Source organism: Fuscovulum blasticum DSM 2131 (assembly GCF_003034965.1).
In the GTDB taxonomy this organism is placed as follows: Bacteria; Pseudomonadota; Alphaproteobacteria; order Rhodobacterales; family Rhodobacteraceae; genus Pseudogemmobacter; species Pseudogemmobacter blasticus.
The window spans coordinates 47,269-62,751 of record NZ_PZKE01000004.1; the positions used below are offsets into that span (position 1 = coordinate 47,269).

General features: G+C 67.8%; 19 protein-coding genes. 11 read left to right on the forward strand and 8 right to left on the reverse strand.

Annotation, left to right across the window (positions count from 1 at the left end; translation table 11 throughout):
• Positions 1–7: 7 nt before the first annotated feature.
• From C5F44_RS05385 to dgcN, 5 genes are all read right to left on the reverse strand, one after another.
• The gene (locus C5F44_RS05385) at positions 8–301 is read right to left on the reverse strand and encodes an AzlD domain-containing protein (RefSeq protein ID WP_107672495.1); all 294 of its coding nucleotides are present in this window, start codon (positions 299–301) and stop codon (positions 8–10) included.
• Positions 298–1,029, reverse strand: coding sequence for an AzlC family ABC transporter permease (locus tag C5F44_RS05390; RefSeq protein ID WP_107672496.1), 732 nt, complete (start codon positions 1,027–1,029; stop codon positions 298–300). The genes C5F44_RS05385 and C5F44_RS05390 overlap by 4 nt, the downstream gene beginning before the upstream one ends.
• Positions 1,026–1,886 carry a D-amino-acid transaminase gene (locus C5F44_RS05395; RefSeq protein WP_107672497.1) on the reverse strand — a complete coding sequence of 287 codons (861 nt, stop codon included), beginning with the start codon at positions 1,884–1,886 and terminating at the stop codon, positions 1,026–1,028. The genes C5F44_RS05390 and C5F44_RS05395 overlap by 4 nt, the downstream gene beginning before the upstream one ends.
• Positions 1,887–1,889: 3 nt before the next feature.
• Complete coding sequence (gene dgcA / locus C5F44_RS05400; protein WP_107672498.1) at positions 1,890–2,852, reverse strand: N-acetyl-D-Glu racemase DgcA; 963 nt, start codon at positions 2,850–2,852, stop codon at positions 1,890–1,892.
• Positions 2,853–2,915: 63 nt separating this feature from the next.
• Positions 2,916–3,917, reverse strand: a complete 1,002-nt coding sequence (gene dgcN, locus C5F44_RS05405) for an N-acetyltransferase DgcN (RefSeq protein WP_107672499.1) — start codon at positions 3,915–3,917, stop codon at positions 2,916–2,918.
• Positions 3,918–4,199: 282 nt separating this feature from the next.
• On the opposite strand from dgcN, the gene C5F44_RS05410 reads away from it, so the two are divergent.
• The 5 genes from C5F44_RS05410 (at position 4,200) to C5F44_RS05430 (ending at position 8,293) form a co-directional block, all read left to right on the forward strand.
• The gene (locus C5F44_RS05410; protein WP_107672500.1) at positions 4,200–5,159 is read left to right on the forward strand and encodes an L-malyl-CoA/beta-methylmalyl-CoA lyase; all 960 of its coding nucleotides are present in this window, start codon (positions 4,200–4,202) and stop codon (positions 5,157–5,159) included.
• A gap of 194 nt (positions 5,160–5,353) precedes the next feature.
• Positions 5,354–6,493 (forward strand): HPP family protein, encoded by a 1,140-nt coding sequence (locus tag C5F44_RS05415; RefSeq protein WP_107672501.1) that lies wholly within the window; start codon positions 5,354–5,356, stop codon positions 6,491–6,493.
• 41 nt (positions 6,494–6,534) lie between these two features.
• A complete protein-coding gene (locus C5F44_RS05420) occupies positions 6,535–7,494 on the forward strand; it encodes an acetyl-CoA carboxylase carboxyltransferase subunit alpha (protein WP_107672502.1) in 960 nt (319 codons plus the stop codon).
• A complete protein-coding gene (locus C5F44_RS05425; RefSeq protein WP_107672503.1) occupies positions 7,491–7,805 on the forward strand; it encodes a DMT family transporter in 315 nt (104 codons plus the stop codon). The genes C5F44_RS05420 and C5F44_RS05425 overlap by 4 nt, the downstream gene beginning before the upstream one ends.
• The gene (locus tag C5F44_RS05430; RefSeq protein WP_107672504.1) at positions 7,802–8,293 is read left to right on the forward strand and encodes a hypothetical protein; all 492 of its coding nucleotides are present in this window, start codon (positions 7,802–7,804) and stop codon (positions 8,291–8,293) included. The genes C5F44_RS05425 and C5F44_RS05430 overlap by 4 nt, the downstream gene beginning before the upstream one ends.
• A 14-nt stretch (positions 8,294–8,307) precedes the next feature.
• Here the strand turns inward: C5F44_RS05430 and ribA are convergent, their stop codons facing one another.
• Positions 8,308–9,396, reverse strand: a complete 1,089-nt coding sequence (gene ribA, locus C5F44_RS05435; protein WP_107672505.1) for a GTP cyclohydrolase II — start codon at positions 9,394–9,396, stop codon at positions 8,308–8,310.
• A gap of 150 nt (positions 9,397–9,546) precedes the next feature.
• Between ribA and C5F44_RS05440 the strand changes: the two genes are divergently transcribed.
• Positions 9,547–10,233 carry a response regulator transcription factor gene (locus tag C5F44_RS05440; protein WP_107672506.1) on the forward strand — a complete coding sequence of 229 codons (687 nt, stop codon included), beginning with the start codon at positions 9,547–9,549 and terminating at the stop codon, positions 10,231–10,233.
• A gap of 156 nt (positions 10,234–10,389) precedes the next feature.
• On the opposite strand, the gene C5F44_RS05445 is transcribed toward C5F44_RS05440, so the two are convergent.
• The gene (locus tag C5F44_RS05445) at positions 10,390–11,610 is read right to left on the reverse strand and encodes an MFS transporter (RefSeq protein WP_181318192.1); all 1,221 of its coding nucleotides are present in this window, start codon (positions 11,608–11,610) and stop codon (positions 10,390–10,392) included.
• A gap of 240 nt (positions 11,611–11,850) precedes the next feature.
• Between C5F44_RS05445 and C5F44_RS05450 the strand changes: the two genes are divergently transcribed.
• Positions 11,851–12,639: an exodeoxyribonuclease III gene (locus C5F44_RS05450; RefSeq protein WP_107672508.1), complete on the forward strand. Its 789-nt coding sequence runs from the start codon at positions 11,851–11,853 to the stop codon at positions 12,637–12,639.
• A gap of 45 nt (positions 12,640–12,684) precedes the next feature.
• Here C5F44_RS05450 and C5F44_RS05455 read toward each other — a convergent pair whose 3' ends face one another.
• The gene (locus C5F44_RS05455; RefSeq protein ID WP_235822529.1) at positions 12,685–13,224 is read right to left on the reverse strand and encodes a TlpA family protein disulfide reductase; all 540 of its coding nucleotides are present in this window, start codon (positions 13,222–13,224) and stop codon (positions 12,685–12,687) included.
• A gap of 32 nt (positions 13,225–13,256) precedes the next feature.
• Between C5F44_RS05455 and argH the strand changes: the two genes are divergently transcribed.
• The 4 genes from argH to C5F44_RS05470 all read left to right on the forward strand — a co-directional run bounded on the left by argH (position 13,257) and on the right by C5F44_RS05470 (position 15,451).
• Positions 13,257–14,660, forward strand: coding sequence for an argininosuccinate lyase (argH, locus tag C5F44_RS05460; RefSeq protein WP_107672510.1), 1,404 nt, complete (start codon positions 13,257–13,259; stop codon positions 14,658–14,660).
• Positions 14,661–14,739: 79 nt separating this feature from the next.
• Entirely contained in the window at positions 14,740–14,901 is a 162-nt protein-coding gene (locus tag C5F44_RS17955) for a hypothetical protein (protein WP_164681925.1), read from the forward strand.
• A gap of 7 nt (positions 14,902–14,908) precedes the next feature.
• On the forward strand, positions 14,909–15,055 hold the full coding sequence (locus C5F44_RS05465) for an argininosuccinate lyase (RefSeq protein ID WP_107672511.1): 147 nt from the start codon (positions 14,909–14,911) through the stop codon (positions 15,053–15,055).
• A 57-nt stretch (positions 15,056–15,112) separates the two neighbouring features.
• Complete coding sequence (locus tag C5F44_RS05470) at positions 15,113–15,451, forward strand: DUF2834 domain-containing protein (RefSeq protein ID WP_107672512.1); 339 nt, start codon at positions 15,113–15,115, stop codon at positions 15,449–15,451.
• Positions 15,452–15,483: the final 32 nt, after the last annotated feature.

Here is a 15,483-nt window from a genome sequence, read left to right on the forward strand (position 1 = left end):
CCCCGCGCTAGACACCCAGCCAGCGCAGCAGCGCGGCCACCCCGACGCCGCCCACGGCAGCGCCCACGTCATTCCGGGTCAGCACGGTAAGGCCGATGGCAGAGGCCAGCGCCACCGCCTCGGTCAGCCCGCCGGCGGCCAGCGCCTGCGCGGTGATGCCCGCCATCACCGCCAGCGGCGTGGCGCGCAGCGCGGCATCCAGCCGGTTTGACGGCGGCAGGAACCGCATCGCGGCATAGCCCGCCATCCGGCAGAAAAGCGCCGCCGCCGCCATCACGGCCAGCATGGTCCACAGTGTCATTTCACCACCCCCGGCCGGGCGGTCAGCGCGGCGACGCCGGCGCCCGCAAGACCGGCCGCCACGATGCCCCAGCCGGGGCCGGCAAAGTGCGAGATCAGCAAGGCTGCGGTTGCCCCCACGGCCACCGGCACCAGCGCGGCGCGGCTGCGCACCATGGCGGCCATCATCGCCGCGGCAAAGCAGGGCAGCATCAGATCGGCGCCAAGGGCGTGCGGATCGGGCAGGATGCCGCCGAACAGCACCCCCGCCAGCGTGCCCGCCAGCCAGGCCGCCATCAGCGGAACGCCGGTGCCCAGAAGATAGGCCCGGTCCTGTTCGCCCTTTTCGGCGGCGCGCATGGTGGCGATCCAGTTGGCATCGCCCAGCAGCAGCAGGCTGGCATAGGCCCGCGCCGGCCCGGCCTGCGACAGCCAGGGTTGCAGCGTGGCCCCGAACAGCAGGTAGCGCGCGTTGATCACCAGCACGGTCGCGGCCAGGGTCCAGACCGTTGCCTCGCCCGTCTGCATCAGCGAAAGCGAGGCAAGCTGGGCGGAGCCCGAGAAGACGCTGACACTGGTCGCCAGCGCCCAGCCCCAGCCAAGGCTGACCTGCGCGGCGACCAGACCGAAGGCCAGCCCGTAGATGAAGATGGCAAAGGACAGCGCGGTTCCAAGGCGGAAGCCGCGCCGGAAGCCGGCCCATCCGAAAGGGGCCAGCCCGGAAGGGGCGTGGTCGCCGCGCAGGGTCAGACCGCGGCCTTGCGCATTTCGTCCAGATAGATTTCGCGCAGACGGGTGGCCACGGGGCCGGGCTTGCCGGCACCCACCGCCTGACCGTCCACCTCGACCACCGGCAGCACGAAGGCCGAGGCCGAGGTGAAGAACGCCTCATCCGCGGCCTGCGCTTCGGCAATGGTGAAGGCGCGCTCTTCCACTTCCATCTGCGCTTCGCGGGCAAAGCGGACGACGGCGGCGCGGGTGATGCCGTGCAGGATGTCGTTCGACAGGTTGCGCGTGACGATCTTGCCGCCCTTGACGATATAGACGTTGTTCGAGGTGCCTTCGGTCACGAAGCCATCTTCCACGAACCAGGCGTCATCGACATGGGCCTTCTTGGCGGCCATCTTGGCCAGCGACGGATACAGAAGCTGCACCGTCTTGATGTCGCGGCGGCCCCAGCGGATGTCGGGGACCGAGATCACCTTGATGCCGGTCCTGGCCACAGGATTGTCGGCCAGCCCGGATTTGGACTGCGTGAACAGAACCACGGTGGGCGGGGTGTCTTCCGGGGGGAAGGCAAAGTCGCGGTCGCCGGGGTTGCCGCGCGTGACCTGCAGATAGACCATGCCTTCGTCCACGTCATTGCGCGCCACCAACTGGCGGTGAACCTCAAGCCAGTCGTCGGCCGACAGCGGGTTCTTCATCGACAACTCGTCCAGGCTGCGCTGCAACCGGGCCAGGTGGCCGGGAAAGTCGATCAGCTTGCCGCCCAGAACGCTGGTCACCTCATAGACGCCATCGGCCATCAGGAAGCCACGGTCGAAGATCGAGACGCGGGCTTCGGTTTCGGGCAGGTAGTCGCCGTTCACATAGACGGTGCGGGCCATGGCTTATCCCCAGAGTTCGGATTCGGGCGGGTGGACGCCGGCGTCGTCATAGGCCAGCGGGTTGGGGCGGTCTTCTGCCAGAAGCAGGGGGCCGTCAAGATCGGTAAAGGCCGCGCCTTGCGCAACCAGCGTTGCAGGCGCCATCGCCAGCGAGGTGCCGACCATGCAGCCCACCATCAGCCCGTAGCCCTGCGCCCGCGCGGCATCGCGCAGGGCCAGCGCCTCGGTCAGGCCGCCGGTCTTGTCGAGCTTGATGTTCACCACATCATACTTGCCCTTCAGGCCGGGCAGCGAGTGGCGGTCATGGCAGGATTCATCGGCACAGACCGGCAGAGGCCGGGCGATTTCGGCCAGCAGGTCATCCTGCCCGGCCGGAAGTGGCTGTTCCACCAGCGCCACACCCAGCCGGATCAGATGGGGGGCAAGGTCGGAATAGACCTCGGCCGTCCAGCCTTCGTTGGCATCGACGATGATCTTCGTCTGCGGCGCGCCGGCCCGCACCGCCTCAAGCCGGGGCATGTCGTCGGGGGTGCCCAGCTTGATCTTCAGAAGCGGGCGATGCGCGTTCCGTGCTGCCGCCGCCTGCATCTTCTCGGGGCTGTCCAGCGACAGGGTGAAGGCGGTGATCTGCGGCCCCGGCGCGGCCAGCCCGGCCAGTTGCCAGACCCGCCGGCCGCTGGCCTTGGCCTCCAGATCCCACAGCGCACAATCCACCGCGTTGCGGGCCGCCCCGGCCGGCAGCAGCGATTGCAGCGCGTCGCGCGTCACATCGGCGGGCAGGGCGGCGATCTGGGCGGCCACGCTGTCAAGGCTTTCGCCATAGCGCGCATAGGGCACACATTCCCCGCGGCCGGTCAGGCCGCCGCGGGTGACGGTGACGGTCAGAACCTTCGCCTCGGTGCGTGACCCGCGCGAGATGGTGAACACCTCGGCCAGACGGAAACTTTCGGGGGTGACGGTGATCATGGGCCTTCTCCGGCGCCGGAAGGGGCGCCCTGCGACCGTGCCGCAGGGCAGGATGCCGACGGATTACACCGCCAGCAGCGCATCGACCAGACGGCCCGCGCCATGGCGGAACGGGTCAACGGTCGGCAGGCCGGTGCGCGCCTCGATCTCGGCGCAGCAGGCCAGCGCCTCGGCATCGGACAGGGCGGCGGTGTTGATCGAACAGCCCACCGCCACGCAGGCCGGGTTGGCCACGCGCGCCAGTGCCAGCGCCATGTCGCGCACCTGTTCGATGGTCGGCAGCTTGTAGTCGGGCAGGCCGCGCATGTGTTCGCGGGTGGGTTCGTGGCAGATGATCAGTGCGTCAGGCTGGCCGCCATGCACCAGCGCCAGCGTCACCCCGGAATAGCTGACGTGGAACAGCGATCCCTGACCTTCGATCAGATCCCAGTGGTCGGGGTCATTGTCGGGCGTCAGCCATTCGATCGACCCGGCCATGAAATCGGCGATCACCGCATCCAGCGGCACGCCGTCGCCGGTGATCAGGATGCCGGTCTGGCCGGTGGCGCGGAAGCTGCTTTTCAGCCCGCGCGCGCGCATTTCGCGATCCACACACAGGGCGGTATACATCTTGCCGATAGAACAGTCGGTGCCCACGGCCAGCATCCGCTTGCCGCTGCGCTTCTTGCCGTTGGCGATGGGGTAATCGACTTCGGGCACCCGCACGTCATGCAACTGCCGCCCGGTGGCGCGGGCAACGGCGGCAAGGTCTTCCTCGTCGCGCAGCAGGTTGTGCAGGCCCGAGGCCAGGTCGAACCCTTCCTCCAGCGCGGCGATCAGCACCTTCTTCCATGCCGGGCTGATGACGCCGCCCCGGTTGGCGACACCGATCACCAGCGTCTTGCAGCCGGCGGCTCGGGCTTCGGCCAGCGTCATGTCGGGCAGGCCAAGATTGGCCTTGCAGCCCTCCATCCTGAACTGGCCGATGGCGAATTCCGGCCGCCAGTCCTTGATGCCCTGCGCCACCTTGGCGGCCAGTTGATCGGGGGCATCGCCCAGGAACAGAAGATAGGGGGTCTCGATCATGGCGGGCTCCTTCAGGACGACGCAGGTAATGGGACGACCCCGGGATGTTGACGCATGGCGGCTGCAAATACATCGCGAATCTACCGCTGCGGTGCAGAATCTTGCGAAGATTTCAGCGCCAGATTGTGTGGGTGCCGAAGGAATCGGCAAAGCTGCACCGATACTTCGACGATTCTTGTCCGCTGCGCGGTTTGCTGCGACCGCAAAAAGAGGCTTGAAGCTGCCGGCGCAACATTATATCGCCCTCATGCGTCACGACGAAACTTCGTTACCCGAGGGACCATGAGCTTCCGCATCCAGCCGCCCGCCCCCGCCCGCCCGAACCGTTGTCAGCTTTTCGGCCCCGGCTCGCGGCCCGCGCTGTTCGAGAAGATGGCGGCCAGCGCGGCGGATGTGATCAACCTGGATCTGGAAGATTCGGTCGCCCCCGATGACAAGGCGCAGGCCCGTGCCAACATCATCCAGGCGATCAATGACATCGACTGGGGCAAGAAGACGCTTTCCGTCCGCATCAACGGGCTGGACACGCCCTATTGGTATCAGGACGTGGTGCAGGTGCTGGAACAGGCCGGTCCCCGCATCGACCAGATCATGATCCCCAAGGTCGGCTGCGCGGCCGATGTCTATGCGGTGGATGCGCTGGTGACGGCGGTGGAACGCGCCAAGGGCCGCAGCAAGCCGATCAGCCTTGAGGTCATCATCGAAACCGCCGCCGGCATCGCCCATGTCGAGGAAATCGCCGCCAGCAGCCCCCGCCTGCAGGCCATGAGCCTGGGGGCTGCGGATTTCGCCGCCAGCATGGGGATGCAGACCACCGGCATCGGCGGCACGCAGGAAAACTACTACATGCACCGCGAGGGGCAGAAATACTGGTCCGACCCCTGGCATTGGGCGCAGGCCGCCATCGTTGCCGCCTGCCGCACCCATGGCGTGCTGCCGGTGGATGGCCCCTTCGGCGATTTCAGCGATGACGAAGGCTTCCGCGCGCAGGCGCTGCGGTCGGCCACGCTGGGCATGGTGGGCAAATGGGCGATCCACCCCAAGCAGGTGGCGCTGGCGAACGAGGTGTTCACCCCCAGCGAAAAGGCGGTGACCGAGGCGCGCGAAATCCTGGCCGCGATGGAGGCCGCCAAGGCCGCCGGACAGGGCGCCGCCACCTACAAGGGCCGGCTGATTGACATCGCCAGCATGAGGCAGGCCGAGGTTGTTGTCCGTCAGGCCGAGATCATCGCGGCCGGCTGATACGGAATCGTTGACAAAACGTCGCACCTTTGTGCAGCGTTGCCGGAACGGCGCCCGCAATCCGGGCGATCTGAAAAGAACCCAAGCCGCGACCCAGGGGAGAGGAGGCCCCTCGCGGCACACAGGGGAGGACGCACGCCCCGTGGCCCGGCCACGGGGCGTTGCCGTTTTTCGCGGGAACAGGGGCGCAGGGCATGACGGGCAAGGAACGGCTGGCATCGGCGCTGCGCCATCTGGGGCCGGCGGTGGGCTTCCACGGCTGGCCCGAGGCGGCGCGGGTCGGCCTGGGCATGGCGCTGGCGCTGCTGGCCGTGGCCTTCGTGCTGCCGCCCGGTGCGGGCGTGGCGATGATCGCGCCCTTCGGGGCAACGGCCTTCCTGCTGATCGCCTTGCCCAACAGCCCGCTGGCGCAGCCCTGGTCGGCCTTCGTGGGCAATGGCCTGTCGGCAACGGTGGCGGTTGCCGTGGTGCTGACGATTGACGACCCGGTGCTGCGCGTCGTGCTGGCGACCGGGCTTGCGATGCTGGCCATGCACCTGGCCCGCGCGCTGCACCCGCCGGGCGGCGCGGTGGCGCTGATGGTGGCGTTAAGCCCTGACCTGATTGCCCGGCTGGGATTCGGCTTCGTTCTGGTGCCGGTTCTGGCGGGCACGGCGGCTTTGATCGCGGTGGCGGCGGTTTATGCGCGGGCCACCGGCCGGCGCTATCCGTTCCGCCAGCCGGCCGAGATGAACACGCAAGGCACCAGCGACCCGCCCCCGACCGACCGGCTGGGCGTGTCGCGCGATGAGCTGGCCGCGCTTCTGCTGGAGTTCCGGCAAAGCGCGAACATCGGGGTCGAGGATCTGGCGCGGCTGATCGGCGCGGCTGAAACGCTGGCCGCGCGCCACCATACCGACGGGCTGCGCTGCGACGAGGTGATGTCGCGCGATCTGGTGACCGTCGGCCCCGAGGCGCCGCTGGACCGGCTGGCCGCGATCTTCCGCAGCCATGGCTTCACCTCGGTTCCGGTGGTGGGGCCGGATCACGAATTCCTGGGCGTGGTGTTCCAGATCCACCTGATCCGCCACGGACTTGACCCGCAGCTTCGGGCGGATGCGGTGATGACCCGCAATCCGCCGCATCTGCCGCCCGATGCGCCGGTTTCGGCCGCGTTGCCACTTCTGGCGGAAACCGCCTGCGATGCGGTGCCGGTGCTGGACGGGCGGCGGATCGTGGGTTTGCTGACCCGGACCGACCTGATCGCCGCGCTGGCCCGGATGCAGCCGCAGGGCGCCAACCCGCCACACCCGCCCGCTGCCGAGTTGCACTTGGGCGCAGGTGCGGCCATATAGGGGGCCAGCCAAGACGGGCCGGAATGAGCGGGGCAGCGACCATGAACTATCTCGATTTCGAGAAACCTCTGTCCGAGATCGAAGGCAAGGCCGAAGAGTTGCGCGCGCTGGCGCGCACGACATCGGGAATGGATGTCAGCAAGGAAGCCGAGGCGCTGGACCGCAAGGCGGAAACGGCGCTGCGCGACCTCTACAAGAACCTGACCGCCTGGCAGAAGTGTCAGGTCGCGCGCCACCCCGACCGGCCGCATTGCAAGGATTACATCGACGGGCTGTTCACCGAATACACCACCCTGGCCGGCGACCGCGCCTTTGCCGATGACCATTCGGTGATGGGCGGGCTGGCGCGGTTCAATGACCGCCCGGTGATGGTGATCGGCCATGAAAAGGGCAATGACACCAAAAGCCGGATCGAACGCAATTTCGGCATGGCGCGGCCCGAAGGCTATCGCAAGGCGATCCGCCTGATGGATCTGGCCGACCGCTTCCGCCTGCCGGTGATCACGCTGGTTGACACCCCCGGCGCCTATCCCGGCAAGGGAGCCGAGGAACGCGGTCAGGCCGAGGCGATTGCCCGGTCCACCGAGAAATGCCTGTCGCTGGGCGTGCCGCTGATTTCTGTGGTGATCGGCGAAGGCGGTTCGGGCGGTGCGGTGGCCTTTGCCACGGCGAACCGTGTGGCGATGCTGGAACATTCGATCTATTCGGTCATCAGCCCGGAAGGCTGCGCTTCGATCCTGTGGAAGGATGCCGAGAAGATGCGCGAGGCGGCCGAGGCGCTGCGCCTGACGGCGCAGGATCTGGCCAAGCTGGGCATCATAGACAAGATCGTGCCCGAACCCGTGGGCGGCGCGCAGCGTGCCCCGAAAGACGCGATCGAGGCGGTTGGCAAGGCCATCGAATCCCTGCTGGGCGAATTGTCCGGCAAGTCGCGGGCCGAACTGCTGGCCGACCGCCGCCGCAAGTATCTGGAGATGGGGTCCAAGGGGCTTGCCGCGTGAACCCCTGGGCCATTGTGGCCATCGCCGGGCTGCTGGAAACCGGCTGGGCGCTGGGGCTGAAATATTCTGACGGGTTCACCCGGCTGTGGCCTTCGGTGGCCACGCTGGTCATGGCGGTGGCGTCGTTCTGGCTGCTCAGCCTGGCGATGAAAAGCCTGCCGGTGGGCACGGCCTATGCCGTCTGGGTGGGCATCGGCGCCATCGGCACGGCCATCGCGGCGGTGTTCCTGTTCCAGGAACCCGTCAACGTGATGCGGGTGGCGGGGGTTCTGCTGATCCTGGCCGGGATCATCTCGCTGAAATTCGCATGATCCGGGCGGTGGCCCTGGCCGCCCTGCTGGCTTGGCCCGCGGCGGCGGGAACGCTGGAAGGCCGCCTTGTCACCTTTACCGTGATGACCTGGGACGACCCCGCGCACCCCTTTCTTCAGGCGCGCGGCCGCACGGTCGAGGTGGGCGAGGGCATCGAATTCGGGCTGGAACCCGAAGGGCTGACCGGCGGGCTGGATGTGGTGCCGGTCACGGTTGAAATCGGGCCGCAGCGGGTGGAGCTGACCTATCCCAAGGGGATGGGCCGGTTCTATGCGGCGGGGTTCAACGGCTATGTGCTGCGGTTTGAAACCGATTGCGCGCTGTTCGCCGGCTGGAAGGTGGACCGCGCCTTCACCACCATGCCGGTGACCGACACCGACATCTTCACCGACAAGGGCGCGCTTTACATCAACGTGTCAGATCGCGACTACGGCCCCGATGCGCGGCTGGCGGTCGATCTGGACGTGACCGACTGCCCCCTGAGCTGACGCCCGGCCTTGCCCTAAAGCAGATGCCCCGACTTGGCGGCCTTGGTGGCCAGATAGGCGGCGTTCTGCGGGGTCTGGCCCACCTTGAGCGGCACCCGTTCTGTCACCTGCAGGCCGCAGGTTTCCAGCATGGCCACCTTGCGCGGATTGTTGGTCAGCAGGCGCACGGCGGAAAAGCCCAGCTTGCGCAGGATCTCGGCGCCGATGCGGAAATCGCGCTCGTCATCCTCGAACCCCAGCCGGTGATTGGCCTCCACCGTGTCGAAGCCCTGATCCTGCAACGAATAGGCGCGCATCTTGTTGGCCAGTCCGATGCCCCGGCCTTCCTGGTTCAGGTAAAGCAGCACGCCCGCGCCTTCCTCGCCCATCTGCGCCAGCGCCGCACGCAGTTGCGGGCCGCAGTCGCATTTCAGGCTGCCCAGCACATCGCCGGTGAAACAGGCCGAATGAAGCCGCGCCAGCACCGGGCTTGCGCGGTCGGGCTGGCCCACCTCGATGGCGTAATGTTCGTCCCCGCCGTCTTCGGGGCGGAAGATATGCACCCGGCCCGCCCCCGCCGCTGCCATGGGCAGGCGGGCGGCAACCACCTCGTCCAGCGGGGACAGGCGGGCGAGTTCCGGCGCGATCTCGTCCAGCCGCAGCAGCGTCAGGCCGTGTTCGGCGGCCAGCGCCAGCGCCTGTTCCACGCGCACCAGCACCGCGGCGGGCAACAGCCGCGCCGTCTTGGCCAGCGCCAGCGCCGCGCGGTGCAGGTCGGCCGGGCCGTCGCGCAGGGCGCGCAGCGGGCCCTTCATCGGCACCCGCAGATCATCGGCCGGGTCGGCCAGCGCGGCGATCCAGTCAACCCCCGCCGCAGCCGGCACCGCCACGCGCACCAGATCGCCGTCATAGGCGGCGGTCTTCAGCGTGACCGCCCGGCGCGCGGTCAGCGCCAGTTCCGGGCTGCCAAGGCGGCGCAGGTCGGCCAGACGGTCGGGCGTCAGCGCCTCGACCGCAACGGCCAGCGCCGCGCCGCCGCCGCCGGTCAGCACCACGGGCACGCCCATGCGCAGATCGCCCCGCGCGCGGGTCAGCCGTTCGATGGTGCTGGGGGCAAGGGTCATGGCTCTCTCCTGCCCCCTTATCTAGCGGGGGCGTGACAGGATTGAAACATACCCCGCAGTCCCGACACGACCGCGTGAGTCGGGTGTTGCAATTCTTGCGGGGCGCACACGGCCGGATCACATCGGGGTCACAAGGAACGGAGGCCCCCGATGGCAACGCTCAGAAAAATCCTGCTGGTCGACGATGATGACGATCTGCGTGAGGCACTTTCCGAACAACTGGTGATGACCGAGGATTTCGACGTGTTCGAGGCGCGCACCGGCGCCGAGGGCATGGAGAAGGCCAAGGCCGCGATCTACGATCTGGTGATCCTTGACGTGGGCCTGCCCGATACCGACGGGCGCGAGCTGTGCCGCCGGATGCGCAAGGTCGGCGTGAAATGCCCGATCATGATGCTGACCGGCCATGACACCGATGCCGATACCATCCTGGGACTGGACAGCGGCGCGAATGACTATGTGACCAAGCCGTTCAAGTTTCCGGTCCTGCTGGCGCGCATCCGGTCGCAGTTGCGCACGCATGAACAGTCGGAAGACGCGGTGTTCCAGCTTGGGCCCTATACCTTCAAGCCGGCGCAGAAGATGCTGCTGGACGAAAAGGAAAAGAAGATCCGGCTGACCGAGAAGGAAACCAACATCCTCAAGTTCCTGTACCGCGCGCAATCGGGCGTGGTGGCGCGGGATGTGCTGCTGCACGAGGTCTGGGGCTATAACGCGGGTGTCACCACGCATACGCTGGAAACCCACATCTATCGCCTGCGCCAGAAGATCGAGCCCGATCCTTCCAACGCGCGGCTTCTGGTCACCGAAAGCGGCGGCTACCGGCTGGTGGCCTGATCGCGGCGGCTGCCCGGCCTGTCTGCCCCGGTTCACCTGTTGTTAACCGGGTTGCGCCAGACTGGACGGGTCTTGTTCAGGTTCCCCTTGCCGTGTCGGGGCAATGACACGGTTCCTCCCTGTTGGACCTGGCCGGGCTTCGTGCCCGGCCTTTTTTCAGTCCATCTTCAGCCAGAGCGCGATGTAGCCAAGGATCAGCACCGCCCCCGCCAGACAGACGGCATAGGGCAGTTGCAGCGCCGTGACCTGCCCCAGCGGTGCCCCCAGCGCCACGATGGCCCCGCCGGTCAGCGAGCCGAAGGCCGAAGGGCCGGTGCCGAAGAAGCGATAGGCGGCGTTCACCCGGCCCAGCAGCGGGCCGGGGATATGGCGCTGGCGATAGCTGACCGTGGCGATGTTCCACAAAAGGCCGGTGAAGGCCTCCACCGCCATGGCGGCGCTGGCGGCCCAGGGGCTGCGGGTAAAGGCCAGCACCGCGGCGGCCAGGGCAAAGCCCGCGATGCCGGCAATCAGCCCGGCCTTCGGCCCGGTGCGGCGCAGGATCGCGGGGCCGATCAGGCTGCCGGCCAGACCGCCGCCCGCTGCCACGGCCAGCATCACGCCATAGGCCGCCGGCCCCATGCCCAGCACGACCTGCGCATACAGCACCACCAGCGCCCAGTAGATCGAGGCGGTGAAGTTGAACGCCCCCAGCGCCAGCGCCATCCGCCGCAGCACCGGATGGTGCCACAGGAACGACAGGCCCTCGCGCAGCGCCGGAAGAAACGGCTGCGGCGCGGCCTTTTCCGCCGGCGGCAGGCGCAACCGGGTGATCAGCGCAATCGCCCCGGCCAGCATCGCCGCCTGCAAGCCGAAGGGCAGCGCCACCGCCACCCCGATCAGGATGCCCGCCAAAGGCGGCCCGGCAAACTGCCCCGCCACCTGTTCCGCGCTCCAGAGCAGGCCGTTCGCATCTTCCAGCCGGTCTTTCGGCACCACGGCGGGCAGGAAACTTTGCGCCGTGTTGTCGCGCACCACCTCGGCGCTGCCCATGGCAAAGGCCAGCGCGGCCAGCACCAGCGCCGGGCCGGTGCCGGGTGGCGCCAGAAGGGCCAGCGCGACCAGCGCCATGGCCACCCCAACCCGCGCCGCATCGGCCAGGATCAGGACGCGCGCATGATCGAAACGGTCGGTCAGCACCCCGGCGGGCAGGGCGAACAGCAGCCAGGGCGCCTGCCGGGCTGCCGCCACAAGGCCGATCAGCAGCGGGTCATGCGTCAGCAGCGTTGCCAGCCAAGGCACCGCAACGGCAATCACGCCGTCGCCCATGTTCGTGGCGGTGGTCGAGGCGAAGAGAAGGCGGAAATTCCCGTTCCGCCACAGGCTGGCCCGTGTCATGGCGCGACACTGAGTCAGGCGCCGAAGAAGGTCAAGCTGCGGCATATGGGGGCAGCACAACCCCGCGTTGTGGCCAAAAAGCCATGGCCGGGAACATTTGCGCTGGATCAATTCTAAGTTTGCGGACTCGGTGATACATTGATTTCACCTCCCTGTTGGACTTGGCCCGGCGCCCTTGGCCCGGGCTTTTCTTTTGGGCATGTCCCGCCTAGGCTCCGCCCTTCCAAAGCGGAGTCTGCCATGCCCTTCACCCTTGCCACCTGGAACATCAACTCGGTCCGCCTGCGCGAAGGGCTGGTGCAGAAACTGCTGGGGGAAGAAACCCCCGACATCCTGTGTCTGCAAGAGATCAAGACCCCGATCGACAAGTTCCCGACCGAAGGCTTCGCCGCGATGGGCTATCGCCATCTCGTGGCGCGGGGGCAGAAGGGCTATAACGGTGTGGCGATCCTGTCGAAACTGCCGATCACCGATGCCGGCGACAGCGACTATGCCGCTTTGGGCCATGCCCGCCATGTGGCGGCGCGGCTGGAAAACGGCGTGGTGATCCACAACTTCTATGTTCCCGCCGGCGGCGACATTCCCGACCGGGAAGAAAACGTGAAGTTCGGCCAGAAGCTGGATTTCCTGACCGACATGCGCGACGCCTTCCGCGCCGACCGCCCGCAGCGGGCCATTCTGGTGGGCGATCTGAACATCGCCCCGCGTGAAGATGATGTCTGGAACCACAAGGCGCTGCTGAAGATCGTCAGCCACACGCCGATCGAGGTGCAGCATCTGTCCGACGCGCAGGAGGCCGGCGCCTGGGTGGACGTGACCCGCAAGGACATTCCCGAAGGCCGGCTTTACAGTTGGTGGAGCTATCGCGCCGCTGACTGGGATGCCGCCGACAAGGGCCGCCGGCTGGATCACGTCTGGGCCACGCCCGACATTGCCGGCGCGGCCCACGGCAGCCGCATCCTACGCTCCGCCCGGGGCTGGGACCAGCCGTCCGACCACGTTCCGGTTTTCGCGACCTTCGATCTGTAAGCGCGGGCCGCGGGGGCGGCATGGCCCGCCCCCGGCAAGGCCGGGTCAGCCGCCCGCCATCAGCGCCTGAAGCACCGCTTTCGCGCTGTCGCTGGACCAGTCGGCATCGCCGATCAGGCGGCCCACCTCCTGCCCCTCGGGATTCAGGATCACTGTCACCGGCAGGCCCAGCACGCCCATCTGGCGGCCCAGTTCGGATTTCGGATCGCGCAGCGGCACCAGATGGGTAACACCGGCCTCTTCCCAGAAGCGGGTGATCGCCTCGGGCGCATTGCGCCCCGTGGCGACCGGCACCACCGCCAGATCGGGCAGCGCCGCCTGCAAGGCATCAAGGCTGGGCATCTCGGCTCGGCAGGGGGCGCACCAGGTGGCCCAGAAGTTCACCACCACCCATTTCCCGCGATAATCGGCCAGGCTGGCGGGGGCTTCGTCCAGCGTCATCAGCGCCGCCTCGGGCACCGCCACCGGCGTGGAATGCAGCGCCAGTTTCTTCATGTCGCCGTCGCGCAGGCCGGCCACATCGGCCTGCGCCACATTTGCACCAAGCGCCAAGGCCGTATAAAGCACCGCCAACAATTTCCGCACGCCGAACCTCCCCAGCCCGAAGGCCGAATCCCATGACCGCATCCGATACGTCCAAAGCCGCCAACCAGATGTGGGGCGGGCGCTTCGCCGAAGGGCCGGACGCGATCATGCAGGCGATCAATGCCTCGATCGGGTTCGACAAACGGCTTTACGCGCAGGACATTGCCGGCTCGCGCGCCCATGCCGCCATGCTGGCGGCAACGGGCATCCTAACGGATAGCGATGCGCGGGCCATCGGGGAAGGGCTGCTCACAGTCTTGTCAGAGATCGAATCCGGGCAGTTCCAGTTCAAGGTCGAGCTGGAGGACATCCACCTGAATGTGGAATCCCGCCTGACCGAGATCGTGGGCGAGGCGGGCAAGCGCCTGCACACCGGGCGCTCGCGCAACGATCAGGTGGCGGTGGATTTCCGGCTGTGGGTGCGTGACCAGTGCGATGCCGCGATCACCGGCCTGACCGGGCTGATGCGTGCCTTCGTTGCCCAGGCCGAGGCGGGCGCCGACTGGGTGATGCCGGGCTTCACCCATCTGCAAACGGCGCAGCCGGTCACCTGGGGCCATCATATGATGGCCTATGTCGAGATGTTCGCCCGCGACCGCAGCCGGTTTGAAGACGCGCGGCGGCGGATGAACGAATGTCCGCTGGGCGCGGCGGCCCTGGCCGGCACCGGCTTTCCCATTGACCGGCACATGACCGCCGCGGCGCTGGGGTTTGACCGGCCCACGGCGAACAGCCTGGATTCCGTGTCGGACCGCGATTTCGCGCTGGAATTCCTGGCCGCCAGCAGCATCTGCGCCATGCACCTTTCCCGCTTTGCCGAAGAGCTGGTGATCTGGTCCAGCGCGCAGTTCCGCTTCGTCCGGCTGTCGGACAAGTGGACCACTGGCAGCAGCATCATGCCGCAGAAGAAGAACCCCGACGCGGCCGAACTGCTGCGCGCCAAGCTGGGCCGCATCCTGGGGGCCACGGTGGCGCTGTTCACGGTGATGAAGGGCCTGGCGCTGACCTATTCCAAGGACATGCAGGAAGACAAGGAACAGGTCTTCGATGCCGCCGACAGCCTGATGCTGGGGCTGGCCGCGATGACCGGCATGGTGGGCGACATGACCGCCAACCGCGACACGCTGAAAGCCGCCGCCGCCAGCGGTTTTTCCACCGCCACCGATCTGGCCGACTGGCTGGTGCGGTCGCTGAACCTGCCCTTCCGCGAGGCGCATCATGTGACCGGCACGCTGGTGGCGCTGGCGGAAAGCAAGGGCTGCGACCTGCCCGATCTTTCGCTGGCCGAAATGAACGGCGTTCACCCCGGCATCACGCAAGAGATCTATTCGGTGCTGGGCGTTGAAAACTCGGTCCGCTCGCGCATGTCCTATGGCGGTACCGCGCCGGATCAGGTGCGCGCCCAGATCGCGCGCTGGAAACCGCTGCTGGGCTGAGGGTGGGAAAAGGCGGCGGTGGCGTGGCTGCCGCCGCGCTGCTAGGATCGCCGCCTGAATCGCCACGCCAGGGATGCCCATGCTGCTGCGCCTGCTTGTCCTGATGCTTCCGCTGGCGCTGGCCGCCTGCACCGGCCCGCGCCTGAACGCGGGCCTGTCCATCGGCCCCGGCGGCGCCCGCATCAGCCCCAGCATCTCGGCCGGGCTGCAAGGCGGCGGCACCCTGTCCTATTCGCCCTGAGGCCCGCATGACCCGTATCGTCCCTGCCCTGATCACCGCCCTTCTGCTGGCCGCCTGCGGGGCGGATGGTGCCCCCGTGGCGCCGACCAAGGCCGTCACGCAGCCGGGGATCGAAATCACCGGCTCTGCCCGAATCGGCATTGTCAGCCGATAGCGCTGGACGGCGCGGCGCAGGCCGCTACCTTCCGCCTGACCCAAGCGGAGTGTCGCCATGCGCCTTGTCTTCCTTGCCCTTGCCCTGTGGGGCGCCGTCCATCCGATGTGGTGGTTCGTCAAACACATGCGTGACACCGGCACCGGCCTGGGCGGGCTGATCGACGCCTGGTATGTCAACGCCTCGACCACGGGGCTGACCTGGGATCTGACCATCGCCGCGATCACGCTGACGGTCTGGGTTCTTGGCGAAACCGTCTACCGGCGGGCCTGGCTGAACCTGATCGCCATTCCTGCCACCTTCTGCATCGGCGTGTCCTGCGGCCTGCCGCTTTATCTGTGGCTGCGCAGCCGTCCGGCACCGGGAAATGTTGGCGCGGCACGGCTGTTCTGCTAAGACCGGCTCCGGTTTCCGGGTGGCATGAGGGT